We start from the raw sequence: 24,059 nt of genomic DNA on the forward strand, positions 1-24,059 counted from the left end.
GAACCCGGAGCCGGGTTCATGCGTTAATAGGCAGGCGGGCGGTCTTGGCTCGTATCCTTGACCCCTCCGTCTGCCACTTCTACGATTCACGCGGGATTTCTCCCGTCATTTCCGAGGCTTACGGGAACGATGCGTTTCGTCTGCGACAGTTGCCGCGCGCAGTACATGATCAGCGACGACAAGATTGGCCCCAAGGGGGTCAAGGTTCGTTGCAAGAAGTGCGGCCACACCATCACCGTGCGTCCCGCTGGCGCGCCGGCCGCGAAGGACTCCGCTTCTGAGGCCGCGACCTCCGAGTCCTCCACCTCGAGTGAGGCGAGCAAGGGGAATGACGCGGCGGCAACCATGCCCGCCACCCTGGGCACGCCGCCCGAAGGTGGACTCTTCACCGACGTGGAAGAGGACGAGATTGGCGCCGTCTTCGACCAGGTGCTGAGCTCCGGCACGCACAAGATTCCCACGGAGGCGGCGAACGAAGCCGCCGCGCGTGAGGCGTCCGCGGAGAACGTGCGCAAGCTGGCCGAGGCCGAGGCCGAGCCGGACAAGGACGACGCGAAGTCGAACGCGGCCGCGCATGAGTGGTACGTGGCCATCGACGAGAAGCAGGTCGGCCCCTTCTCCGTCGAGAAGGTCAAGGACCTGTGGGACCGCGGCGAAGTGGGCCCGGACAGCCTGTGCTGGCGCTCGGGGTTCAGCGACTGGATTCCGCTGTCGGAGACCGCGGAACTGGCGTCGGTGCTGGCGCCCCGGCCCTCCAAGCCCGTCATCGTCGCGCCCGAGCCTGTGTCGGGTTCGACGCCCACGGTGTCCTCCGGTCCGGTGCAGTCGGCCTTCAGCGCGGGCAAGGGTGCTCGCGGTGAGTCGGGACCGGCGCCCGCGTCCGAGGAGCCCGTTGGCTGGAAGCCGTCCGCGGCGAGCGTGCTGGCCTCGCTGGTGAAGGAGGAGAACGACGCGCTGTCCAAGCCGCCGCCGACGCCCGCGCCCGCGCTGGGCAGGGAGCCGGTGTCGCAGTCGCGGCTGCTCGATGTGCCCATGCCGCCGCCGGAGCCGGTGTCCTCGCCGTCGCTGCGGGGGGCAGAGGTTCCGATGGCGCAGCCCATGGCCGCGCCAATGCCGTATGGCCAGCCGCAGGCGCCGCAGTACGCGCAGCCCGCGCCGATGCCGTATGGCCACCAGCCTCAGGCGCCGCAGTACGCGCAGCCCATGCCCGCGCCGTATCCGCCGCCGGGCTACCCGCCCGCCTATCCCCCCGCGGGGGTGGGGCAGGGTGGTGGGAAGGGCAAGACGGGGCTCTTCGTGGGCATCGCGGCGGGACTGCTCGTCGTGGGTGGTGGCGCCATGGCGTTCTTCATGAAGGGCGGGGCTGGCACGGATGCCGCGCCGGTGCCGCCCCCGGTGGTCGCGGCGGCGCCTCCGCCCGTGGCCGCGCCGACGCCTCCTCCCCCGGCGCCTCCGCCGGTGGTTGCAACGGCGCCGGCCGCGGCTCCCGAGGTGCCCGTGAATGCCGCGCCGCCTCCGGGCACGGAAGTGGCGGCGGCGCCCGCGAACACCGCGACTGCGCCCGCGCCGACGCCGCCCCCGGAGACGACGCCCACCGCCGTGGCCGCCGCGCCGACGCCGACCCCGGCGGCGCCCGAGCCTTCGAAGCCCCCGGAGACGCTGGTGGCGAAGGTGGAGCGGCCCAGCAGCAGTCGCCGGACGACGTCTTCCTCGCGTCGGGAAGACCCGGAGCCCCGCACCACGCCGGCGCCGGCGCGGGCCGAGCGGCCTTCGTCGAACGACTCGGATGATGACTTCGATGAGCTCTTCGGCACGAAGAAGCCGTCGAGTTCGGAGTCGAAGACGACGGCCGCGCGTCCGACGGCGTACGTCCCTCCCGAGCCCGGGGGCGGCATGCCGGACCGGTTGCAGCAGTCCGACATCATGGCGGTGGTGCTGGCGAACAAGCCGGCCATCATCAAGTGCGTCAACGAGCAGAAGAAGAAGGACCCCTCGTTGAGCGGCAAGCTGGTGATGCGGTGGACCATCGAGACGAGCGGAAAGACGGCGGCCGTGTCGTGCCGCACGGATGAATTCCGTTCGACCTACATGGCGAGTTGCATCACCGGGCTCATCAAGAGTTGGTCCTTCCCGCGTCACAAGCGGAAGGGCGAGCCCATCGACTTTCCGTTCACCTTCTGAAGCTGCGGGGTGTGATGAGAGCGCATCGCGACATGCACGTCGCGATGCGCTCCGCCCCGGCTGTGTGCTTGTGCAACGGGTGAATTTCCCGGCCAGGCAGCCGTCCAGGAGTCGTCGACACTCGTTGACACGTCCGGACGGGCGGGACTAAGCCTCTCTTGCTCGCATGGATGTCGGGGCCTGTTGCCTGTGGCCGGAGGCCCCCCGGGCGGCGTTCCAAAAAAGAGGAAATCTCAACATGCAGCTTCGCAAGATGATGTTGGTGCTCACGGCGCTGGGCGCGATGAGCGGTCTCATGGCTGGCTGTGACGACCCGGCGACGTCTCAGGGCTCGTGCAGCAGCAATGACGAGTGCGGCGAGACGGAAATCTGTCACCCGACGGCCCAGGTCTGCGTGCAGACGTGTAACTCGGGTTCGGACTGCCCCGACACGGCGAAGACCTGCGCCCCGCTGGGTGGCACGGGCGCCAACGCCAACACGCGCATCTGCCAGTGCTCCACCGACGTGCTCTGCAACGGTGGCACGGGCTCCAGCTCCACGGACCTGGTCTGCTCTGACCTGGACAACGTCTGCGTGACGCGCTGCACGTCCAACTCGGAGTGCACGGGCACCCGCACCTGCAACACCGGCACGGGTCAGTGCGAAGAGGGTGACACGGAGCCGGAGCCCGGTCAGAGCTGCTCCGGCGAGGGCCTGTCCACGTGCGGCTATGGTCTCATCTGCACCAACAGCGTCTGCTCCGAGCCGCCCGCGCCGACGTGCCAGAACTACACGAACTTCCCCAACAAGGCGGACCTCGGCACCTCGGGCCCCATCATCTACAGCACGGCGCTGATCAATGCCGCGACGGACGCGTTCTGCCCCTCGAGCCAGCCCAAGCGCGTGCGGATTCGCATCAAGGCGTACTCCAACACGCCGTTCCCCCAGACCGCTGCGGAGCTCAGCAACTTCCTCTACGTCCAGACGGACGGTGGCCGCAGCAACGCGTCCATCAGCAGCTCTTCGGGTAACTATACGGTGACGGGCACCAACCGCAGCAACGCGGACATCATCGTCAACCTCTGCGTTGCCGCGAACAGCACCACCAACTCGGCTGGCTTCTACTTCACTGATGGCAACTTCGTTTGCTATCAGTCGAACTACCAGTAGTCGCACGCTCAGGTGAATATTCGAGCCCCGCTCTGGTTCACGGGGCGGGGCTCGGTCATTGATGGAAGCCGGCGTGGACTTGTTCTTGAGGGGATTGCGGTCCCCACAGGTCAACGGGAATGACGCTGAATTTCGGCCGGAGCCAAGCGTTTCAATGAGGGGCGCGGGAATCCCGGCGTCTTGAAAAGGAGAGTCAATGCTGTCTACCAAGCTGATTCGAACGCTGACCCTTGGACTTGCGCTGGCTGCGCCAGCGGCGATGGCTGAAGACGCATCGGAGCGGCTGAACTGCCCTGCCGGAACGAGCGTGCTCGGCTCCAAGCAGGAGGGGCTTTCGTGCGTGAAGTCCGACACGAAGGCCGGCCCCCGGACTTCGCATGGGGCGTATGTGGAGTACCATCCCAATGGCGTGAAGGCAGCCCAGGGGCAGTTCGAGAACGGCCTCAAGGTCGGGACCTGGACCTTCTTCGACGCGTCCGGCAACAAGCGCGGCACCGCTGAGTTCAAGGATGGTGGCTGGCACGGCCAGCGCATCATGTACTTCCCCAATGGGAAGCCTCAGTTGGTCGAGGAGTACAAGAAGGGCCGGAAGCATGGCGTCGTCAAGGAGTTCGCCGAGGATGGCCAGGTGGTGAGCCAGGTGCACTACGAGAACAACCGGGTGATCTCCGCGCAGTAGCGGGTGGCTCCGGAGGTCGAAAAGGGGCCCTTCCTACGGGAAGCGGCCCCTTTTTCGTTTGGGAGGAGAGCTCTTTTCTAGCCGAAGAGGCTCGGCTAGGAAGCTTCCCTGTGAAGGCGCCTTCTCTAACACCCGTTTTGCCGGACATCCCCATCTGTACGGTGGAGCGGATGGGGTTGCGCGAGCTCGAACGCCTCCGCCTCATCCTCCGTGGAGGCTCGGTCATCGACTGGCGGCGGATGCACTTCCAGTCCCGTGGGGAAGTCGACAACTTCCTCCGGCTTCTTCAGTTGGATGTGTCGCGGCCCTACGACGAGGAGTGGGCACGTGGGGTGCTGGCTGAAGCCGTCGAGTACCTCCGCAAGACGTTCAACTATCGCGTCGCGGACGCGGTGGCTCGGCCCGAAGAAATCCACGACCTCTTTCTCTACGCTTCAGGTGTCAAAGGGTCGCCGCGGCATCGGCGGATTGCCTGCGTCGTTCTGAAGGTGATGCACGTCATCCAGCACATCGAAGGGCGAGATCTGCTCTTTCGCCTCCCTGTGTCAGAGGCGGAGTTGGGGGGGCTGATTACGGAAAGGGTCTTGGGCGTTGCTGCTGAGATGCAGGCGAAGGGGCTGCCTGTCGTGGAGTTCGCACACTCCATCAAGACGCAGGACTCGCTCATCACGAAGCTGCTGGCCAAGAAAGATACGGTTGCCGCACAGGTCTATGACCGGACCCGCTTCCGGGTGGTGACTCGGAAGCGGGAGGACTTGTTGCCCGTCCTGTACTACCTCACCCAGCGGCTGTTCCCCTTTCACCTCGTCGTGCCGGGGCAGACCGAAAACACGCTGATGCCTTTCAAAGCGGTGCTCGCAGAGAACCCCCACTTCGAGCAGCACATTGCCAGGCTTCATTTAGACCGCGATTACGAAGACCGCGAAGGCGCTGGCGGGAACGCTTTTTCCGGGAACAGCTATCGGGCGCTCAACTTCGTGGTGGATATCCCCATGCGGATGGATGCCTATCTTCCGCCCCCAGAGGAAGACACCCGTGAGCGAAAGGGCCGAATCATCATTTCGCTCGTCGAGTTCCAAATTGTCGATGAGGAGACGGCTCGGCTCAATGAACGTGGGGATAACGCTCACGAAGCCTACAAGCGACGGCAGAAGCAGCGGGTGCTCAGGCGCCTGAGTCAGGGCCTCGTGGTGCCAAAGAGCCAGGATTAGTCGCTTCGGCAGGTAATGCGGAGACGAGCCGGTTTCTTCCGGCTCGTCTGTTCGCGCACGTCACGGGTGCTCGTAGACGACTTCAAGCTCGGCCAGCGTGGCATGGCTGCTTACGCTCGAACGTAGCTCGTCAGTGACCCCGTCATAGTTGGTTTCCTGAGTGAATCGAAGACGGAGCTGAGACCTGTGGTTGCGGTCCATTCGGCTGGCCCAATCTTGCGAGACAAAAGGCGTGACGTCGAATACCCCCGGTGTTCCGGTATCGGCTGCGCCGATGCTGAGGGCGGGAGCGAGAGGGATTGCATCGTAGGCCGCGGCCAGCTCTGGGTATTCTGTTTCTTCTATAATTGACTGGGGGAGCGATTCGCCTACGTCGACAGACTCCATCAGGAGGGGCCCAAGCTTTTCGAAGGGCTGGCCTGTCTGAGAAGACAACCACCACCTGACGGTCGACCGATTGATACGGATGAGTTCAGGGGGCAGGGCGTCGAGCTTGAAGCTGAGAAAGAGCCGGCTGCTTTGGTGGGCGCTATTATCTCCGATACGCTCGAGATCGTATAGATTGAAAGGCCGGTAGTGGCGCCCGGATGAGTCGGCGGTGACGGTTCCGCTCGCTGAATACAGCAAAGGCAGCATCGCTGAAGATTGGCGAACAATTCTGAACTCTCGTTGTTCAGTGTCTTCCAGAGGGTTGCCTGCTGTGTCCTTGGCAAAGGTAGAGACTTGCCAGGTGATGCTGGTGCCATGGTCTGGTCGCGACGGAAGCGAGTACGTCACTACGGTACTTGTCTCATTCCACGTAAAGCTGCCGGAGTTGAGACCCGCGGGCGAAGTGATGGCAAAGGCGGTCTGAACCGAGTCCCTGTCCATGGGCTCGGAGAAGAGAATCTCAATGAGCGTGTCTCGCGGAACACCGACGGCTGCGTGACTGGGCGTCGTGCTCAGGAGCGTCGGCGGGAGTGTATCGGGGGCGGGGCCCGTCGTGCTGAAGGAGAACGAACGGGTTCCGGTCAGCGACGGCCCCGAGAGCGCCTTGGCGTCGACCGTGACGGTGTACGTCGTGTTCTGCTCCAGTGCCGCCGAGGGGCGCAGCGTCGCGACCGTGCCTCGATTGCCCCACTCGATGGGGCGAAAGCTCACCTGGGGCGTCACTTCCACCCTCAGCGACCCCGTATCAAGAGGGCTTGAGAAGGTGAGCGTGAACTGGGTACCAGTGGCGACTTGCGTGGACCCACCTGCCGGGAAGCTGGTGAGCAGGGTGAGGGATTCAGGCACGTCGGAACCTGCATCGGGCGTGGTGCCTGCATCCACCTCGTTCTCACCAGGAGGTGGCTCGATGTCGGGAACGTTGATGCAGGCCGTGACTGCATGAAGGACGAACAGCAGGGGAAGAAGGCGTCGTGGGTGGTGCATGCCGTGGCCCATCGCAAGAACCGTTCCGGGCGGGGCGGCGCTCGGAACCGGGGCCGAGATGTCCCTGCGGCCTCTCGTCTTGTGCCTTCTCCCGGGTGGGCATCGCAAGCCACGCCTGGTATCGACCCTGAGCGTAGAAGCCACGAGACGGGCGTCCCTCGCGCCGGACCCATGCTCCAGAAACACGAACGCCCGCACTCCCAGCACGGATGCGGGAGGCGGGCGTGGGGCCTGGGGCCGCGTGAGGCCTACTTCTTCTTCCGGTTCTTCTTCTTGTTTTCCTTCTCCCGCTTGCGGCGCTCCTTGATGGCGTCGCGGTCCTCGGGCTTGCCGGACGCGGAGGGCGGCGCGTAGCCCATCAGCCGGGCCTTGGCCATGGCGGCCTGTCCCATGGGCGGCGTGTACCCGGGCGCAATCTGCGGCATCTGCATGGGCATGCCCATGCCAGGCATGCCGCCGCTCATCATCTTCTCCATCATCTTCGGGTCGCCGCCGAACATGCTGGAGAGGTCCATGTTCTTCATCTGCGAGAGCTGACCGAGCTGCTTGAAGCCGGGGATGCGGCCCAGCAGGCCCGGATTCTGCCCGATGGTGCCCATCACCTGCTGCATCATCCCGAACTTCTGGAGCAGCTCCTTGACCTCATCGACCTTGCGGCCGCTGCCCTTGGCGATGCGCTGGATGCGGCTGTTGTTGATGGTGTCCGGGCGCAGGCGCTCCTTCGCCGTCATCGAGTCGTACATCGACTCAATCTTCGTGAGCTCCTTCTCGTCCGGGTTGAGGTGCTCGGTGAGGTCGCCGAAGAGGGGGAACTTCTCCAGCAGGTCCTTGAGCGGTCCCATCTTCCGGACCATGCGGATCTGCTCGACGAAGTCCTTCATCGTGAACTGGCCGGAGAGGAGCTTCTTCGCATCCTCCTCGGCCTTCTTTTCATCGACGACCTTCTCGAAGTCCTTCATCAGGCCGACGATGTCGCCGAACCCGAGGATGCGGCCCGCAAGGCCCGCGGGGCGGAACTCCTCGAGCTTGTCCATGGACTCGCCCATGCCGAGGAACTTGATGGGCTTGCCCGTGACTTCCTTGATGGACAGCGCCGCGCCGCCGCGGGCGTCACCGTCCAGCTTGGTGAGGATGAAGCCGTCCAGCGTCAGGCGCCGGTCGAACTCCGCCGCCGTCCGCACGGCGTCCTGGCCAATCATCGCGTCGCAGACCAGCAGGATGTTGTCCGGCTGGACGTTGCCCTTGATGGACTCCAGTTCGGCCATCAGCGACTCGTCGATGGCGAGCCGGCCGGCGGTGTCGATGAGCACCACGTCGCACTTCTGCTCGCGGGCGGCGGCGTAGCCGCGCTTGGCGAGCTCGGGCGGCTGGACGCCGGGCTCATGGTAGACGGGGACCTTGAGGCGCTCGCCCAGGACCTTGAGCTGGTCCACGGCGGCGGGGCGGTAGATGTCGGCGGCGACGAGCAGGGGCTTGCGTCCCTCCTGCAGGAGCCGGCTGGCGAGCTTCCCGGTGGTGGTCGTCTTACCGGAACCCTGGAGGCCCACCATCATGATGCCGGAAAGCTGGCCCTTGGGCTTCAGCTTCAAGCTGGTGTCGACGGGCCCCATGAGGGCCTCCAGCTCGTCGTGGCAGATCTTGATGAAGTGGTCCATCGGGCTGACCTTGCGCTTCTGGCCAGCCGCGTCGGTGACGGTCGTTTGGACCAGCTCACCCACGGACTTCTCGCGGACGCGGGCGACAAACTTCTTCACCACATCGAAGGCCACGTCGGCCTCGAGCAGGGAGACGCGGATGTCGCGCAGCGACTCGTCCACCAGCTCCGGGGTGAGCTCGCTCTTGCCGGCGAGGCGGTTCTTGGCGGCGCGGAAGCCCTTGGTAACAGTCTCGAGCATGGGGGGCGCTTTATAACAGGGTCAGGCGGGATGCGACGGTGGAGCACATCCCGGACGTCGAACTCTGGAGAGAAGGGCCGTGGGAAGGGCCGCCCTGGCGGCGAATCCGACCCAGGGCCCTGGATTCCTCAACGCTCTCCAGGGGTTGCGCCATCCCTCCGGGCCCCCCGGAGGTTGTCAGGGGCCGCCATGACGGGCGTCGAGCCCCCACGCGCCCGCCTGGAGGGCCTTCAGCAGGGATGGGGGCAGGGGACCGCACGAGGCCTTTGCCGGAGACGGGACAGGCCCTGTAGGGTGCGGCGCGCAGCAGGGCACGAGTGGCGGAACTGGCAGACGCAGCGGACTTAAAATCCGCTGGCCCGTAAGGGCCGTCCGGGTTCGATCCCCGGCTCGTGCATTAAATTTTGTAGTAATTACGTGCGGTTAGGGGCGGCCTCCTTCCATGTTGCACGTATGTCGCACGCCAGAGCGAGAGGCCGGTCCAAAACGGCGACTGCCTCTCTCCGAGTGTCGGGGCTCAGGTGGGCGTAGCGCATGGTCATCTCGATGGTCGAATGGCCCATCAGCTCCTGGATGACTTTGAGCGGAACACCCCTCATCGCGAGATGGCTGCCGTAGGTGTGGCGCAAGTCGTGCCACCCAATCGTTCCCGCCTCGCGAGAGATGCCCGCCGCCCGGAGGGCGCGCCCCAGTGGTGCCGCCATTTTGCCCTTGGTGAGTGGCTGCCCGTCTTCCTGGCAGAAGACGAACCGCCCCCGACGGTGCCGGTGGGCGTTGAGATCATCAACCACGGAGGCGGGCACGTCGACCGTCCGTTCACGTCCTCCCTTCGGCAATCCCTCTATGCCGCGCCAGAGGGTCCTACGAACGTGAAGCAGGCCCCGCGTCAAGGTCAGGTCGTGCCACTGGAGCCCGATCAGTGCCCCCTGCCGTAGCCCCGTCTTGATAGCGACCAGCAGCAACGTGCGCCATTCGGGCTCAGCGGCGGCGAGAAGCCGATCCGCTTCCCCAAAGCTCAGGAAGTCAAAGGGAGGCTTCGGTAGCTTTCCGAACGGCTTTACGCGCGGCGCCTGACGGATGACCCCATGCTCTTCTGCCAGCGTCAGGAGCTTGTGAAGCACTGTCATCACGTTGTTGATGGTCTTCAGGCTCAGGGATTTGGGCTCGCTACGCTGCCGCTTCCGGATGGCTCGCGTTGACGCGGAATCCTTCCGTTGGTGAGCTGCCGACTTCTTCTTGCGCATGTGCGCCTTGAAGTCTTCGATTTGGGCCAAGCCAATGTTCGCGAGCGGCATTTCCCTGAAGAATGGGAGGATGTGGTCTCTGAGAATCTGTCGTTTGCTGTCGACGCTTGAGTGCTTGTTGTTGTTCTCGCTCTAGGTGAGGAGTCGCGGGGTGAAGTCCGCAAGCGTGATGACGCTTTCCTCGCCGCACTGCTCCTTTCCGAAAGTCCCGTTGAGCAAGGCGCTTCGCAATTCGCGTTCGTACTGCTCAGCACCCCGACGGGTCTGGACGGGCGAGAACTTCACGACTCGCTGTTTCCGTCCGTCCGCGTGCTGAAATACGAAGTCCACTTGCCACGCCTCCTCAGACTTTCCTTCCTTCGTCGTCCACTTTCGCAACCTGGCGCTCATCGTCGACTCCAAAGCGCAGAATCGCGGCCCGTTCCCGAGGGCGACGTTACGATGGCCTCCCGTCGAATGCGCAGCGCTTTTCCGATGCGAACGACTCCCGGGAGCTGCCCCAGGCGAATCGACTCGTAGAGCGTCTTTCGGTTCACGCGCAGAAGTGCTGCGGCCTCATCGACCGTCAGGAACTCCGGGATTCCTTCATGGCTATCAGGCATGGCTACCTCGGGAAGACCTTCCGGGGCGCGAGTCGGCCGACGACGTGAAGGCCGATGCCGACGGCGTCCCAAACGTTGTGGTGCTTGTCTTGGGCGCGCGGGAGCTGCACCCGTAGGTGTTCGTGGGGGCGCTCGCCGAGGCGCGCTTTGATGCGCTCGACCATGACGTCTCTGTCGAGCGTTCCCTTCCACTCGCGCGGCAGGAAGCTGCGCTTACTCGTCGCGCGAAGCTCACCGGCAACCCGGCCGACGACTCCCGCGAGTTCAATCAGGTCGTTCGGGTCGCCCTTGCTCTTCCCGGCTGTGTAGACCTGGGGGCACTCGCTCGCGACGGTGACAGAAACAGCCACGCCAGCGGCCCTGAGCGGCTCCAGGAACGTTGAGACGAACGCGGCGACCCCTCCCGCCATGCGCGACCATGTCGTAAGCCCACGGGCCTTCCGCTCGGGATTCGTGGGCATACCCGCCGCGAGCAGCTCGCCCGAGTCCAGGTCGAAGAGCGCGACGCCGCACTCGCGAAGCCCGGGGTCGAGCGCCACCAGTAGATTTCGAGTCGTCGGCATCAGCAGGCCGCCCCCAGGAGATGACGGGAGGTCGCTTCACCTCCCAGCGCGGACAGCAAGCGCAGCTCGTGGAAGTCGGCGACATCGAAGGCGACCGCGTCGTCGATGTCCGCGTCGAGATACGGGCAGAGAGCGGGCGGGAGCTGTTCGCGCGCGTCGGTTGTCTTGGCCATGCGTTGCACCTGTTAGGGAGTGCGTGTGCTCCCTAAATGGGTGCGGATTTCGGCCGTGGTTCAGGCAGCGCGCTTTGTTGGTGGCTCCCAGACGAGCAGTCGCCCGGAGCTGTCGCGCACGGTGGCGACGTCCTTCGACATGATGCGAGACAGCGCAGGCTCGGCTTCGATTGCCGGTGCCAGGTCGGGAGTCGTCTCCTTCATCGCCTCGCGCATCAGGTACGCCTTGCGCTCGGCGGCGTCGTGCATCCGCTGGGCGTCATTGGCGAGCAGCTCGCTAATCAGCTCGTCATGCACCATGAGGACGAGTCGCGAGCCGTAGAGCGGCGAGCGACGGTCAACGTACATCTCGCGGCTGACGCGCCACATGGCGAGCTTGCACCCGACAGCGCCGAGCCCCTGGAATGGCGTGTTGAGAATCTGCGTGTAGCCGCACCCGCCGCGCAGGATGTTCGCGCCCGGAGTCATCACATCGGCGAACCCGCCCCCGTAGGTGCTCGACTTCGCCCGCTGCTGAAGCTCGCGCTGCTCAGGCCACGCGTTGAGCCACTTCGTGTCCAGTTCCTTCGCCACTTCGACGCAGGCCCGGCAGACCATCTTCGGCTTGCGCTGCACGGTGATGACGACGCGCTGGACACCGCAGACGTCTGCGCGCTTCGCCAGCAGGCAGAAGGAAACCCGGTCCTTCGCGCGTGCGTTGTAGACGAGCGAGCCGCCCGTCATCCCGCCGCCTTTGCCGAAGTTGAGAATCTTCGCGAGCTGGCGGAAGGCGACCGCGAGGGGCTCTTTCGCCTTCACCTTCGGAAGCAGCTCGTCGTAGCTCGCCCCGAGGAATTCGGCCGCGGCAAGGGTGTGGACGTCGAGGCCGCTGTTCAGCGCTTCGGCCATCTTCGAGAAGCCGAGTTCCCAGATGGCCCGCTGAGCCATGGTGCGAAGCTCAAGCCCTCCGTAGTCGACCGAGCAGTAGGCGAAGCCGGGACGGGCCTCGTGGACCTCCCGGATGCCGCCCTTCTGCGGGAGCTGCTGGTAGTCGCTCGAAACGCGCGTGGTGCTGACGAGCACGTTGAAGCGTGGATTGATGGGGAGCGAGGTGCCCGCTTCGACGACGTCCAGGTAAGTCGACTTGTACTTGTCGACGCGCCCGCTCTTGCCCAAATCTTCGAGCAGCGTGTCGCCCGAACCGAGCAGCGTGTCACGGTCGGTCGCGACTTGGCCGTCGGGGAATCGGTCGCTGGGCGCGGTGATGGGCGGCTGTCCGTCGTAGGCGGCAGTCACGAGCGCCGCGAGGCGCTTTGAGTCTTTGGTGCCATCGGCCCGGTAGATGCCCGCCGCCTGGAACTTGGCCCGGTTCTCTCCCCACTCCCGTTCCACCCGCTCCCGCAGCACGGCGACCGAGTCACCGTTCGTTCTGAGTCCCCAGATGGAAGCGAGGTGGAGCGCGAAGGCGGCGCGCATTTGCTCGGCTTCGGCATGCAGGTTGCCGCCGTTGGGGGTCTCCCGGGCTATGGCTTCCTGCCGGAAGAAGACGTTGAGTGTGTAGCGGGCATCTCGCTTCGGGTACGCAGCGGCTTCCGTCGGCCAGCGCTCGACAGGCACGCCGTCGAGTTCCCCGTAGCGCAGGCGCCATGCCTTCGGATTCTTTTTGTCCTCGCTGATGTCGAGGCCCAGGTAGCGCTGCACGAGAAGCGCGAGCGGGTAGCGGGCGCCTTCGTCGTCGTCGAGCTTCCGGCCCGTCGACGGGTCCACGCCGTAGAGCCCCCGCGCGATGTCGATGAGGGCTTCGCGGACCTGGACGCAATGCAGGCGGCGGCTTCGAGCGCCGCGAAGATGAGCGCCACGAGGCTCGGGTCATCCGCCGCCATGACGCCCAGGTCGTAGGCGAGGTTTGCGCCGACAAGGTCCGTGTCAGGTGAGGTGATGGCCTCGCGAAAGAACTGCCGGGCTTGAGCCTTGTCGAGCAGTCGTTCACTGCCTGGAGCTGCCGCTGCTATGCTGCCGCACACGAGAGGGGGCGCAAGCAAGCCGGGCTGAATCAGCCACGTTTCCGTGTCGAAGGACCAGACACTCAAAAGGGTTTCCTTGTTGTTTTGGAAAGGTGAGGCTGGTTTTGAAGTAAACATACGTGGATGCCTGCTTAGGAGCCTAATTCCCGACAAGACAAATGAACTGATGCGGCACGGAGAGTTCCGAGTCCTGAATAGACCTGCACCGGCGAGCAATTTCAGGCGTGACTTGTGTCGGTTAACGTCGGTGCGCGAACAAGAGTTCGTTCAAAGGAGGACTTGAACATGAAGACAGTCATTTTTGCCGGTGAGGGAGTCGCCGGAGTCGCGCAGCTCGCAGCGGCTTGCTTTGGTGCTTTGGCGGACCCTCAGAAGGCGCAGGCAATTGTTGCGGGAACGAAGGCCGCGGACAACTACCATCCACTAGTCGCGGCGGCGCTGCGTGAAATGGAAGTTGAGAAGACGGACGGCAAAGTGGTGGTTCTCACACCTGAACTCGCCAAAAGCGCAGCGCATATTGTCACTTCTGTCGGTTCGAGCGTAGCTAAGGGGATTCAGGGGCCGCAGCGCGTGGAATGGCCTCCGATGGATAGCCCTGAGGACAAGAAGAGCTTTCAGGAGGTCGAACCGATTCGCGATGCGATTGCTGCACTCGTCTCGGGCTTTGTAGAGGAGAACGGTTGGGGTCGCCCCACGTAGCAGCGACTCCATAGGGCTAGCCATGATGCACGGCGAACCTACCCAATGAGGTTCGCCGTAGCAGCGAACTAGGCGAGGGCGTCGGCGAGCGCGGGGAGCTTGCTCGCCTTGCGCGCGTGCTCAGCTTGGGTGAGCTGCTCGTCGTTCAGCTCGACGTGCGACCAGCGATAGCCGCTGATGACCTTCCCGGCGTGGCCCTCCTTCGCGGGGAGCTGCTTCGGGAAGACCTCGCAGCGAATCAGGAGGTGCGTACCCGCCTGCCGCTCGTCGAAGAACTTCTTCAGGGCGGCCGGGTTGGCGAACTCGTACTCGTCGGCACCCACGAGCGTCATCAGGAAGGACTTGAAGCGCTCTCCGCCGCCCTTCTTCTCGTCGCTCAGGTTCTCGACGTAGTCGACCGTCTCGCCCGGTCGGCTCGGAGTCTCGCCACCCGCGAGGGGCTCGGACTCGCGAACCTTCAACTCGGCAATGGCGGAATCGCCCTTGAAGCCCTCCTTCGTGCGGATGACCTCGACTTCGAGCAGGTAGCGACCGAAGCGCGGGTAGCGTCCGCCAGCCGCAGCCTGCGCGGTGGCAATCTTCGTCAGTGCATTGTTCATGTTACGTGGGCCCTTCGGCTTGGGTTATGTCAGCGGCGAAGCGCGCTGACCCCACGTAAATGCGTGCGGATTCTGGGAGTGGCCCGGACCAATGGGTTCGGCCTGGGCTGTCAGGTGTACTCTCTGGCAATCCCCGGGTACTCTATAGCGGAACACTCCAATGAGAGGTCACAATGGAAAGTCCAGCCAGAGCGATATTCAATGCAGTCAATACCGAGCAGGATGTAGAGCGCTTGCTTAATACGACTTGGTCACTTCCAGAATGCGTGAGGGCGGGCGGACTGTTCCCCATGCATGACGCCGAGGCAACTGAAGCGGCTGGAGGGGGAGCTGGAGAGCTTCCTTGGGTCGATGTTCACAGGCCTGGGCCGCGTAGAGCGGCGACGGGCGATGGACTGGTACGTCAAGGGCCTGCTGCTCGAAGGCGAGCGCAAGAGCATCGACCCGATGGCGGGGCGACTGGTGGAAGACGCTGGCGAGCAGGAGGCCATGCGCCAGCGCCTCCAGCAGTGCGTCAGCGGCAGCGCATGGGCGGACGAGGAGGTCATGCGCCGACTGGCACTGGAACTGGAGGCAGAGTTACCGGACATTGAGGCGCTGGTACTGGATGACACGGGCTTTCCCAAGAAGGGCAAGCATTCGGTAGGCGTCGCCCGGTAGTATTCGGGCACGTTGGGCCGGACCGACAACTGCCAGGTGGCCGTCAGTCTGCATTTGGCGGGAGAGAAGGGCAGCGGCTGCATTGGGATGCGGCTGTATTTGCCGGCGGAATGGACATCCGCCCCGGAGCGACTGCACAAGGCGGGCGTGCCCGAGGATGTCTCGTTCGAGACGAAGCGGGACATCGCCCTCGGGCTCCTTGCGCGCGCGCTTGGCTGGGGTGTCAGGCCGCGTCTTTTCCTGGCGGACTCAGGTTACGGAAACGAAGTCGAGTTTCGCGAGGAGCTCACGCGCCGAGGGCTTCCGTACATCGTCGGCATCCGAGGCGACTCGGTGCTCTGGCCTCCAGGATTCGCGCCTCCGCCCATTCCTCCTAAGTCTGAGGGAATGAGTGGGCCTGCGCGCACGCGCTACCGCTATGGTGACGCGAAGCCCATTGCCGCCCAGAAGCTTGCCGCTGACCTGCCACCCACCGCTTGGAAGTCGGTCAATTGGGGTGAAGGTGCCAAGGGGCGCAAGCGTTCACGTTTCGCAGCGCTGCGAATCCGCATCGCCCATGGGTACTCAGTGGGACTGGCCCCGGGCGATGAGCAGTGGCTTCTGTGCGAATGGCCCAAGAACGAGAAGCAGCCCACCAAGTTCCACCTCTCGACGCTGCCTGCCAGTATTTCCCTGAAGCAACTCGTGCGCCTTACCAAGCTGCGCTGGCGCGTCGAGCGTGACTACCAGGAGTTGAAGGCTGAAGTCGGTCTCGACCACTTCGAAGGACGCACGTGGCGTGGCTTCCACCACCACGCCACCCTCTGCGCCGTGGCTCACGGCTTCCTCGCGCTCCGTCGGGCGCTTTTCCCCCCGGAGCCGAGTGCACTGGACGCTGCCCATGGTTCGGCGCGCGCTTCAGCCGCTCCTGCTTCGGCAAATCGGCACCTGCCCGCTCTGCAACAGGGCCATCAACTCCAGAGCTCCGCCTGTGGGCCTGCTCCGGTTCGGTGGACAGGTTGACTATGCTGCCAGCCTCTTGGTTTCGGCCATCCGCTCGTACTCCGCAGGGCAGACGTAGCCCAGGGCTGAGTGGCGCCGCTTCCGGTTGTAGAACACCTCAATGTACTCGAACAGCGACTGCTTCGCCGCCTCACGCGTCTTGAAGCGGGTGACGTAGACGAGCTCCAACTTCAGGGTGGAGAAGAAGCTTTCCGCCACGGCGTTGTCCCAGCAGTTACCCTTGCGCGACATGCTGCATCCGATGCCGTGCTCCTCCAGCAGCCGGCGGTAGTCCTCGCTTGCGTATTGGCTGCCCCTATCCGAGTGGTGAAGTTGCGGGGCGGGACGGCTGAGCAACGCCATGTCGAGTGCGCGCAGCACCAGGCCGCGGTCGATTCTCTCGCCCATCGCCCAGCCCACCACCTTGCGGCTGAAGAGGTCCAGCAGCACCGCCAGGTACAGCCAGCCCTCGTCGGTCCAGACATAGGTGATGTCACCCACCCACGTACGGTGGAGCTGACCGGGTTGGAAGTTCCTCTCCAGGGTGTTCGGCGCCACGGGGTGGTGGTGGGCCGAGTCGGTGGTCCGTACGAAGCGACGCCGTGCACGGCCACGCAGGCCCGCCTGGCGCATCAGGCGAGCCACTCGCTTCCGCGCCACCCGCTGGCCTCTCGCTTTGAGTTCCGCATGCACCCGCGGAGCGCCGTACGTGCCCCGGCTCTCCTGGTGGACGGCTGCCACTTCGAGATGAAGCGCCCGGTCGCGTTGCTTCCGCTCGCACTCGGGCCGCGCCGCCCAGGCGTAGTAGCCACTGCGTGAGACGCCCAGGTGACGACAGAGGACAGCGACGGGAAAGAGGGCCTTCTTCGCGTGGATGAAGGAGAACTTCACTTCATCTCCTTCGCGAAGAAGGCCGCCGCGTTTTTTAGTATCTCCCGCTCCATCCGCAGCTCCCGGTTCTCCTTGCGCAGCCGAGAGAGTTCCTCGCGCTCCACCGTCGTCAGCGCTCCAGGCCTGCCCCCGCCCCGGTCCGTCTTCGTCTGCTCGACCCACAGCCGCAGCGCTGACTCCGTCAGGTCCAAGTCTCGGGCGGCCTGGGGAATCGTTTTCCCCTCCTCCAGCACCAGCCTCACCGCCCCGGCCTTGAACTCCGCCGTGAACTCCCGGCGTGGCCTACGGGGCTTCCTCTGCTTCTCGTCAGTCGCGGACATCCCGTGCTCCTTCCATCACATCTCGGGTGTCCACGGAACCGGGCTACTCCCACCTGAGCTGCCCTCACGGATGTGACCAAGTCGTATTAAGGACCAAGTTGAGGATCTCTATGTTGACTTCAAAATAAAGCAGGATTGTGCTAGCCCATTGTTGGATAAGGACTTTCAGCATGTGCTCTCCAAGGCAATTTCAGGATTCGCCAACGCCGACGGAGGAGTAATTGTCTTGGGGGTCGATGCCCCGCAGAATAAAGCGCCGACCTTAGAGCTGATCTCCCCAGTTAATGATTTTGAGCAGGAGGTCAACACGTATATCCCGCGCTCCACATCCTTTCCTGTTTCAGGAGTAGAGACGAAGAGGCTTCTATTCCAAGGACAGACAGGTGGAGTGGTGTTGGTGTACGTGCCGAAGAGCGATCTTGCGCCGCATCGCAGCATGAAAGACCATCGGTATTATCAAAGGATCGGAGACTCTTTCATGCCGATGGAGCACTATCAAGTTGCCGATATGTTTGGGCGCCGCCATCAGCCGCGACTCACCCCGTACGTCGAGGCCCGTTCTGACGTGAACTCCCGAGGGCGAGTAAGGTTGCTTGTTGGTATCAAGAATGTCGGGGTGGCGATTGCAAAATATATCTACCTGTCCGTAGACGAGCGCGGGCCGTTTTCATTTTCGGCTTACGGGGTTAGTGGCAATGGCCATTGGGGGTTGCCTCCTGTTTCTGGTCAGAGCGTGATAACTGAGTATCGCGGCGGTGCTGACCACGTCATTCATCCCGGAATCGCGCTGCCCGTGACTCAGCTTGAGTATAGGTTTGCGGTTAGTGGTGTGGGCTCTTTGGCAGGGGATGTGGCGATTCAGATCGCGGGCCGCATCTGTGCGGAGGGGGTTGTGCTGAAGGGCTGGCGCGTGAACTTTAACCATGAGCAGATAAGGGAGATTGTTGAAAATCCATATTTCTCCGTGAGTGCAGAGGGGGTGCTGAACTGACATACCTGCCGAGTGCGGCATCGGGGCTTGCCAGTCGTATGAAGGCGTTTGTCGCCTGTGTTGAATTGGTGCTCATTATCTGTTCTTCCGTGGACTTCGACAGGGGTGCGTCTTCATAGATTTGCGAAATTCAGTTTCTGCGGTGTGACCTCCGTCTGTTCGATGAATCGGGCGAAGTCGCGGGCCTTCTGGAATGCCCCGACAAGCTCGTCGGTGTGCTGGTACAGTTCGACCTCGACTTCGTCGGCGAGCTGCCCCTGTCGGTGGCACCGGCCGATGGCCTGTTCCCACGCAGCGCCGTCGGCCGGAGGATTCACGAACATCATCCGCGAGAACATCGTCAGGTTCTTCCCCGTCCCGTGGGCACGAAGCGAAGCGACGATGGAACGCGTCCCACTCTCCCTGATGATGGTCGCCGACGCTTCCGGGCCGCCGCCGTAGAAGGGCACGCCCGCTGCCTTCGCGATGCGCTGGCCAATCTCCGGGAACTCAACCCATACGATTCCCGGCTGCCCCTTGCGTAGCGCCCACTTCGCCGCGTCACGCACAATGAAGTCGGAGAGCCACACGGCTTCGGTGACGTGGACGATGCGTTTGTGAATCTCAGCCCACGCGGGCCACGACATCGCGCGCCAAGTCGGCAGTTCTCCTTCGTAGGGCGGTGACTGGTGAGCGCGAATCGCGGCGCGCATCAGCAGTCCGGGTGAGTCGAGATGCTCAGCGGGGCGCTTGATGCGCTCGCGCAGCTCCCGGTTGAACTCCTGCCGACGCGCGAACCACCGAACGATCAGCTCGGGGTCCTGCGGAACGCCCTGGACGTCGGGGTAGCGCCAGCGGTGGAAGAAGCCGCTCGCGAGCTGCCGAGCACAGACGACGCGTTGCAGCTCGTCGACGAACTCTTCGCCGTCGGGGCGTTGCCCTCCGAGTGCCGTCTGAATGTGGGCGAGCAGCTCGTTGGGGACCTGCCCCGGGTCGCGCGTGCGAATGACGAGCGGCATGCCGACGGCGCTTTCGTCCGTAGCTACGACACCCGGTGTTGCGTTGCGCCACCGTCGATAGGCGTTACGCACGCGTCGGCGCTCACGGTCGGCTTCGTTCTCCCCTTCAAGCGGGGCGAGTGAGTGCGCCGGGTCAACGAGCTGAAGGAGTGCGCCCGGAGGGGCGACGGTAGTTCCGGGGTCCAGCGCAGAGGCCCACTCTTCGACGACGTGCTGCTTCAACGGTAGCGGGCTGCCGCCACGTAGCGCGTACTCCGCGAGGTGGGCGTAGTCCTTGACCGTCCTCGTCGCCAGCGTGCCCGACTGGGCCACGAGACGCGTTTCGGGGTTCAGCTCCAAGTAGCGAAGGAACTGGCCCGTCCGAGCGCTCTTCCTGTCCTTCAGCTTGTGCGCTTCGTCGCAGATGATGAGGTCCGGCCGGATGCGCGTCAGGAGGTCGGTGCCTTCCTGAGTCGAAAACTTCTCGTAGGTGATGACGTGAAGGACAGGCAGACCGGGGCGGAACCACCTGCCGCCAGCGAGGTTGGGCAAGCGCCAGTGCCCGCTGTAGAACTGCCAGTCGACCTCGATGAGCTGGGCGCGGAGGTTGGACGGCAGGAGTAGGACGGCGACCTTGCACCCGGGCACGACGAGCGGCAGCAGGAGGTCGACCAACGTCTTCCCGTGCCCCACGCCGATGGGAAACAGCCCGCCACCCATGCGCGCGGCTTCCAGGAGGGCGAGACGCTGAATGGGGAGCAACGCGGCCGGGCACCGCTTCCCGAGCGTCCCGCAAGTGCAACGCGTGTCGGCAGGGGCGCGCAGCGTGGCTTCCAGCGCGGCGAAGTCCGCATCGGCGTAGGTGCTCGCGAGGTCGCGGCGCGGCAGGCTGAGCACCCGTGCGAGGTCGGGAGACCAGCCCACGGGCTGCCCCTTTGCGATAGGCGAGCGGTCGCCAGCGAGCTTTGCGAGAGCTGTTTGCGCAGCGGTGGCGGGGCGCTCACTCAAGTAGCGTCTGCCCAGTAGTCTCATCTTGGGTGGTGTCTCCAGCGAACGAGTTGGCGACGGGTGCTCGTCTGCGCTGCCTCAGTCGATTTGACGGTGCGGCTGCTGTTGGTGTCGAAATTGCCGCTGCGCGACATTCAAGAATTCGCTAAGCTCCTGGCACCACAAATCACGCGAAGCCGAAATCATGGACTATCATTCTCTGCCGCTCACACGAGACGATGTGCTTAAGTTGCAGCGAGTGGTTTTTCAGGATCGCGGTCAACTGCCGGTAGAGTCGGGCATCTATTTTGTTCTTTATGGGGAGCCGCCCGAGCGAATTGCGTACATTGGGAAGGCGAAGAATTTCCAAAAACGATGGGTTGGCCACCACCGTATTCCGGAATTCATTTTACTCACCAAGCTGTATATTCCTGTAAGCATAGCTTGGGTCGTCGTTCCGATTGTTGAACTCGAAAGCAACGAGATGTTCCTGATTTCAACCTTTGCTCCCCGCTGAATGATGGCTTGACGCTTGATGTGGCCAGAATTCGCATGCTGCCTCCAGTTGGTCCGTCTCAATCGATTGAAGGGATTCTGGAGGAGTTCAGGGCTCGTCGTGAGAATGCTGTGGATTTGCTAGTGACGGAGGAGTTTTGGAATGCGTGTAATGATGATGAAGGAGATCTGCTCTGTGTGTGGCCATTTGTCGACGAGGCGGTAACGGTCGACTTTAATGATTTGTGGGCTCAGGAGGATAATCACTATACGCAGCCGTCGCGCGTCATCTATCCGCCTTTGATTCGTGCAAACAACGGGGCTGCGGCACCTAACAGAAGTTATGAAGCTTCCTGGGCGGAGCGTTTGGAGTGGACACTTGAGGTCGCGCGCCAAGTAGATTCTTTTCTTATGGCGATTGTTGGCTCGCATGTTGCGGCACTTGATGAGGAATGTCGCCATCAAGTTTTGAGCCGTATTGCGCGAGAGTCGAGTGTAGAGCGTATTCTTCGTGAGAACCCAGAACGCCTTGCGCGAGGGGTGTGAGCCCTGGCGGCCTGTCTGCCTCGCTCCACGAACGACCACGTCGAACGCCGGTTCGAGCGCCTCGACGATGACCTGCATCAGCTCCGACTGGGCAACCCCGAGCGCGACGTAGCTGCCGGGTGCGGGCAGCTCGGCGCGCGCCGCCATGGCCAGCGCCCCGCGCCACTTGCCGAACCCGAGCGCCGAGTCGGAGCCCGCGAAGCGCACGTCGTCGACGCCGCCCGCTTCGGCCACCTTGCGATGCATGGTGTCGACGTAGCTCGTAAGCGACTCGGGCGTCGGTCCGTCGAAGGTCGTCGGGATGCAGTCGACGAAAAGCACCCGAAGGGAACTCGCAGGCGACGGGGCCGCGTCGGTGGGCTGCTCGGACTCGGCCACCTTGCGAGGGCGACCGCGACGCTTCGGCGCGGGCTGCTCAGTCGCCTGGGCGACCTCTGGAGCCGTCTGCACGGGGGTAGGTGCGGGCGCGTCCGGGGGAAGAACGGCGGGCAGCTCCGGGGCGTTGCGCTCGACCGCAGCAACGGAAAGGGGGACGGACTCGGAAGCCTTGTTGAGCAGCTTGTCGCGCAGGGACATCGTCTTGTTCTCTCCTGTGAGGCACTTCGCCATGAACGGACATCCGCCGTACTTGCCGCAGGCGGGGCCGTAATTCGCGGGCACGTCGGAAGCGCGGGCGGCTTGCGCGTGCTCCTTCATCGCTTCGACCTGGGGAGCGACTTTTGTCTGCCACTCGCGCTCGACGTGCTCGGCGGGCACCGTTGCGACGACGGACGCGGCAAGGCGCTGTCCCCGGGTCTGGTAGTAGAAGTGTTCGAGCTCCAGCGTGCGCAGCCCCGGGAAGCGCTCAACCTGGCTGAGTGCCCACGCGCCATAGCCGACCATCTGCAAGCCGGGTTCGGTGTCGGCGTCGGCGAGCTGCTCAGCGCTCGCGGCATTCGACGCGACGTTGCTGGTGAACTTGTGGTCGGTGATGCGAAGGACGCCGTCAGAGGCGAGCCGTCGAGCGTCTACGAGGTCGATGAATCCGGTGAAAGGGATGCCGCGTGCCGTCAGCGGCGGTGCACCGTTCAGGGGCTGCTCGACGAGCAGGTCGGGACCGGGCGTGGGCAGAAGGTGGGCGCCTGCCCTCGCGAACGAGCCCAGGACGTCTTCACCCGTCGCTAGGAAATGTTCAAGCTGGGCGTGCCCTTCGGTGCCGACCTGCTGCGCTCCCGTGCTGGGCTCGGGGACGCGCATGACCTTCTGAAAGAACCATGCGCGCGGGCACAGCTTGTGGCGCTTGAGCTGGGAAACGCTGAGGCGCTGGATGACCCCGGCAATCACCGAGGGTCCATGCTTCGGGATATCGGCGGGAGGCGTCACCCTCCCTAAATGCGTGCGGATTTCGGGAGTGGCTCAATCGCATGACGCAGTCAGTACATGCGGTTTTTACGTATGCCGACTCGCGCCACCCATTACATCAACAGGCGACGGGGTAGCTTAGCTAGGCGTGCCTGCGCTTCACCATTCGCCGTCGCGCTCTCCGATGGCAGCCTTGTGGGCTCGGCCAGGGCATCACCAGCAACAGTTCCAATCGCCTTGCTGCGCGTTGTTTATGCGGGGCGTAAAAGTGTGGATAATGTGCAGTATTTGACAGAATTGAATGGCGAGGGCAGTCTGTCTTTGGTCCCAAGCACTGCGGGGTAGTTCATGATCGTCGACGGCAAGAACTCGGCTTCGATTGCTCTTCTGATTCTCCTTGGCTCTGCGCAAGCTGGCGCAGACGACCTAAAGGCACCTGGAACGAACATGCTCCAATCGGTCGGATCTCAGAAGATCTGCTCGTATATTATTCGTAGCGCCAACGTTGCAGGCTGGGATTACGTCGCGTTTTCGGTTCCTGCGCCCTCGAGCTGGAACTGGGAGACGTGCAAGAACCACGCGCTCGCTCATTTCCCAAATGCCTATAATTATCAGCTCTCCTGCCTTTTTGATACCCCTGTTTCATGGGTGTCTTCTTCGTTTGGCGCGTGGGTGGATTTCTACACTGCGGCTCCTGTGCCGTCGCCCAACTGCGGTTGGTGAGTTTGAAGGCTGCCATTGTGGGGCGAGGGGCTTGAATGCCCCTCGCCTTGGCTAGGTGGGTGCGGATTTCGGGAGTGGCTCAATCGCATGACACAGACGTGCGTGCGCAATCTCCGCATATGCCGGCTCGCGCTCGATGCCGATGAAATCGAAGCCTTCGGCGAGCGCCGCGACACCTGTCGAGCCGCTACCCGCGAACAGGTCGAGAACCGTCCCACCCGGGGGCGTGATGAGCCGACAAAGCCAGCGCATCAGGGCGAGCGACTTCACCGTCGGATGATGGTTGCGCCCGCCTCCTGAGTTCGCCCCCGCGCGTGGCGAGTTCATCCCCGCGCTGCCTTCCTTGCGCCCGCACGCTTCGGCACCCGTGCGGAATGGCAGGTGAGCACATCCCGTGTCCCGCTCGGTCCTGGTGGGCTTGGCGATGTAGAAGAACCGGGTTGCGCCGCCATTTGTCGCTTGCCCGTCGAGCAGCTCGGCCGCCGCTTCGTCGAGCGTGACATTCGCTGGCCAGCGCCCAGATTCGTCGACTCGCTGCTGCGGGCGTCCAGTGCCGTAGACGGCGCTCGTCACCGTGTCAGCCCGCCCAGGGTTACGCGCCTTCGATTCGGCGAGGTCCGTCGGGTCTGCGTGGGGGATTCGGCACGCAGCGACGTTGAGCGCCCCCGTGCGCCAGCGCTGGATGTTCGCGGCGACAGTTCCCGCTAGGGGCTTTCGGTAGAGAATCCAGTGCTC

Annotated in this window: 19 protein-coding genes, 1 tRNA gene and 2 pseudogenes; 10 read left to right on the forward strand and 12 right to left on the reverse strand. The window is 63.9% G+C overall.

Going from position 1 to position 24,059, the window contains the following annotated elements:
- The first annotated feature begins 129 nt into the window (after positions 1-129).
- The 4 genes from gltJ (at position 130) to A176_RS09790 (ending at position 5,221) form a co-directional block, all read left to right on the forward strand.
- Positions 130-2,181, forward strand: a complete 2,052-nt coding sequence (gene gltJ, locus A176_RS09775; RefSeq protein WP_021781619.1) for an adventurous gliding motility protein GltJ — start codon at positions 130-132, stop codon at positions 2,179-2,181.
- Positions 2,182-2,419: 238 nt separating this feature from the next.
- Positions 2,420-3,331, forward strand: a complete 912-nt coding sequence (locus tag A176_RS09780) for a hypothetical protein (RefSeq protein ID WP_002640392.1) — start codon at positions 2,420-2,422, stop codon at positions 3,329-3,331.
- 340 nt (positions 3,332-3,671) lie between these two features.
- On the forward strand, positions 3,672-4,010 hold the full coding sequence (locus tag A176_RS09785) for a toxin-antitoxin system YwqK family antitoxin (RefSeq protein WP_226994267.1): 339 nt from the start codon (positions 3,672-3,674) through the stop codon (positions 4,008-4,010).
- Positions 4,011-4,120: 110 nt separating this feature from the next.
- The gene (locus A176_RS09790; RefSeq protein ID WP_021781620.1) at positions 4,121-5,221 is read left to right on the forward strand and encodes a TIGR04552 family protein; all 1,101 of its coding nucleotides are present in this window, start codon (positions 4,121-4,123) and stop codon (positions 5,219-5,221) included.
- 60 nt (positions 5,222-5,281) lie between these two features.
- On the opposite strand, the gene A176_RS09795 is transcribed toward A176_RS09790, so the two are convergent.
- The gene (locus A176_RS09795) at positions 5,282-6,646 is read right to left on the reverse strand and encodes an Ig-like domain-containing domain (RefSeq protein WP_044891077.1); all 1,365 of its coding nucleotides are present in this window, start codon (positions 6,644-6,646) and stop codon (positions 5,282-5,284) included.
- A 236-nt stretch (positions 6,647-6,882) separates the two neighbouring features.
- Positions 6,883-8,529: a signal recognition particle protein gene (gene ffh, locus A176_RS09800; protein ID WP_002640388.1), complete on the reverse strand. Its 1,647-nt coding sequence runs from the start codon at positions 8,527-8,529 to the stop codon at positions 6,883-6,885.
- 311 nt (positions 8,530-8,840) lie between these two features.
- On the opposite strand from ffh, the gene A176_RS09805 reads away from it, so the two are divergent.
- Positions 8,841-8,926, forward strand: a tRNA-Leu gene (locus A176_RS09805).
- A gap of 16 nt (positions 8,927-8,942) precedes the next feature.
- Here A176_RS09805 and A176_RS09810 read toward each other — a convergent pair.
- The 5 genes and pseudogenes from A176_RS09810 to A176_RS09820 form a co-directional block, all read right to left on the reverse strand.
- Positions 8,943-10,163 (reverse strand): annotated as a pseudogene (locus tag A176_RS09810) (tyrosine-type recombinase/integrase).
- Positions 10,160-10,375, reverse strand: a complete 216-nt coding sequence (locus tag A176_RS37865; RefSeq protein WP_082282714.1) for a helix-turn-helix domain-containing protein — start codon at positions 10,373-10,375, stop codon at positions 10,160-10,162. Before A176_RS37865 ends, A176_RS09810 begins: the two are co-directional and overlap by 4 nt.
- 2 nt (positions 10,376-10,377) lie before the next feature.
- Positions 10,378-10,914: a hypothetical protein gene (locus A176_RS09815; protein ID WP_002640387.1), complete on the reverse strand. Its 537-nt coding sequence runs from the start codon at positions 10,912-10,914 to the stop codon at positions 10,378-10,380.
- A gap of 23 nt (positions 10,915-10,937) precedes the next feature.
- Positions 10,938-11,111: a hypothetical protein gene (locus A176_RS37870; protein WP_002640386.1), complete on the reverse strand. Its 174-nt coding sequence runs from the start codon at positions 11,109-11,111 to the stop codon at positions 10,938-10,940.
- A gap of 60 nt (positions 11,112-11,171) precedes the next feature.
- Positions 11,172-12,857 carry a DNA polymerase family A protein gene (locus tag A176_RS09820; protein ID WP_002640385.1) on the reverse strand — a complete coding sequence of 562 codons (1,686 nt, stop codon included), beginning with the start codon at positions 12,855-12,857 and terminating at the stop codon, positions 11,172-11,174.
- 542 nt (positions 12,858-13,399) lie between these two features.
- On the opposite strand from A176_RS09820, the gene A176_RS38630 reads away from it, so the two are divergent.
- Positions 13,400-13,813 (forward strand): arsenate reductase ArsC, encoded by a 414-nt coding sequence (locus A176_RS38630; RefSeq protein WP_144429522.1) that lies wholly within the window; start codon positions 13,400-13,402, stop codon positions 13,811-13,813.
- 68 nt (positions 13,814-13,881) lie between these two features.
- Here the strand turns inward: A176_RS38630 and A176_RS09825 are convergent, their stop codons facing one another.
- Positions 13,882-14,412 carry a hypothetical protein gene (locus tag A176_RS09825; protein WP_002640384.1) on the reverse strand — a complete coding sequence of 177 codons (531 nt, stop codon included), beginning with the start codon at positions 14,410-14,412 and terminating at the stop codon, positions 13,882-13,884.
- A 294-nt stretch (positions 14,413-14,706) separates the two neighbouring features.
- Between A176_RS09825 and A176_RS09830 the strand changes: the two are divergent.
- Positions 14,707-16,074, forward strand: a pseudogene (locus tag A176_RS09830) (IS701 family transposase).
- On the opposite strand, the gene A176_RS09835 reads toward A176_RS09830, so the two are convergent.
- A protein-coding gene (locus A176_RS09835) for an IS3 family transposase (RefSeq protein WP_226993910.1) occupies positions 16,075-17,264 on the reverse strand; the annotation gives its coding sequence in 2 pieces (ribosomal slippage) (positions 16,075-16,982 and positions 16,982-17,264; 1,191 coding nt in all). It lies immediately after the preceding pseudogene.
- Between the two features lie 85 nt (positions 17,265-17,349).
- On the opposite strand from A176_RS09835, the gene A176_RS37875 reads away from it, so the two are divergent.
- Positions 17,350-18,255, forward strand: a complete 906-nt coding sequence (locus A176_RS37875) for an AlbA family DNA-binding domain-containing protein (RefSeq protein WP_082282716.1) — start codon at positions 17,350-17,352, stop codon at positions 18,253-18,255.
- 113 nt (positions 18,256-18,368) lie between these two features.
- On the opposite strand, the gene A176_RS09845 is transcribed toward A176_RS37875, so the two are convergent.
- Positions 18,369-20,264, reverse strand: a complete 1,896-nt coding sequence (locus A176_RS09845; RefSeq protein ID WP_002639817.1) for a DEAD/DEAH box-containing ATP-dependent helicase — start codon at positions 20,262-20,264, stop codon at positions 18,369-18,371.
- 160 nt (positions 20,265-20,424) lie between these two features.
- On the opposite strand from A176_RS09845, the gene A176_RS38640 reads away from it, so the two are divergent.
- Positions 20,425-20,736, forward strand: a complete 312-nt coding sequence (locus tag A176_RS38640; RefSeq protein ID WP_144429524.1) for a GIY-YIG nuclease family protein — start codon at positions 20,425-20,427, stop codon at positions 20,734-20,736.
- Positions 20,737-20,855: 119 nt separating this feature from the next.
- On the opposite strand, the gene A176_RS09850 is transcribed toward A176_RS38640, so the two are convergent.
- On the reverse strand, positions 20,856-22,583 hold the full coding sequence (locus A176_RS09850; protein ID WP_002639818.1) for a PD-(D/E)XK nuclease family protein: 1,728 nt from the start codon (positions 22,581-22,583) through the stop codon (positions 20,856-20,858).
- A gap of 366 nt (positions 22,584-22,949) precedes the next feature.
- On the opposite strand from A176_RS09850, the gene A176_RS38645 reads away from it, so the two are divergent.
- Positions 22,950-23,324: a hypothetical protein gene (locus tag A176_RS38645; protein ID WP_144429525.1), complete on the forward strand. Its 375-nt coding sequence runs from the start codon at positions 22,950-22,952 to the stop codon at positions 23,322-23,324.
- 51 nt (positions 23,325-23,375) lie between these two features.
- On the opposite strand, the gene A176_RS39820 is transcribed toward A176_RS38645, so the two are convergent.
- Positions 23,376-23,897 carry a DNA methyltransferase gene (locus A176_RS39820; RefSeq protein WP_002639819.1) on the reverse strand — a complete coding sequence of 174 codons (522 nt, stop codon included), beginning with the start codon at positions 23,895-23,897 and terminating at the stop codon, positions 23,376-23,378.
- Positions 23,898-24,059: the final 162 nt, after the last annotated feature.

This window comes from Myxococcus hansupus (genome assembly GCF_000280925.3).
Lineage (GTDB): Bacteria > Myxococcota > Myxococcia > Myxococcales > Myxococcaceae > Myxococcus > Myxococcus hansupus.

What these genes read in the sequence shown, in the direction of transcription:
- A176_RS38630 (WP_144429522.1), top strand. Translation starts at nt 13,400, where the DNA reads ATGAAGACAGTCATTTTTGCCGGTGAGGGAGTCGCCGGAGTCGCGCAG.
- A176_RS37870 (WP_002640386.1), bottom strand. Translation starts at nt 11,111, where the DNA reads ATGGCCAAGACAACCGACGCGCGCGAACAGCTCCCGCCCGCTCTCTGC.
- A176_RS38640 (WP_144429524.1), top strand. Translation starts at nt 20,425, where the DNA reads ATGGACTATCATTCTCTGCCGCTCACACGAGACGATGTGCTTAAGTTG.
- A176_RS09845 (WP_002639817.1), bottom strand. Translation starts at nt 20,264, where the DNA reads ATGAGACTACTGGGCAGACGCTACTTGAGTGAGCGCCCCGCCACCGCT.
- A176_RS38645 (WP_144429525.1), top strand. Translation starts at nt 22,950, where the DNA reads ATGATCGTCGACGGCAAGAACTCGGCTTCGATTGCTCTTCTGATTCTC.
- A176_RS37865 (WP_082282714.1), bottom strand. Translation starts at nt 10,375, where the DNA reads ATGCCTGATAGCCATGAAGGAATCCCGGAGTTCCTGACGGTCGATGAG.
- A176_RS09780 (WP_002640392.1), top strand. Translation starts at nt 2,420, where the DNA reads ATGCAGCTTCGCAAGATGATGTTGGTGCTCACGGCGCTGGGCGCGATG.
- ffh (WP_002640388.1), bottom strand. Translation starts at nt 8,529, where the DNA reads ATGCTCGAGACTGTTACCAAGGGCTTCCGCGCCGCCAAGAACCGCCTC.
- A176_RS09825 (WP_002640384.1), bottom strand. Translation starts at nt 14,412, where the DNA reads ATGAACAATGCACTGACGAAGATTGCCACCGCGCAGGCTGCGGCTGGC.
- gltJ (WP_021781619.1), top strand. Translation starts at nt 130, where the DNA reads ATGCGTTTCGTCTGCGACAGTTGCCGCGCGCAGTACATGATCAGCGAC.
- A176_RS09795 (WP_044891077.1), bottom strand. Translation starts at nt 6,646, where the DNA reads ATGGGCCACGGCATGCACCACCCACGACGCCTTCTTCCCCTGCTGTTC.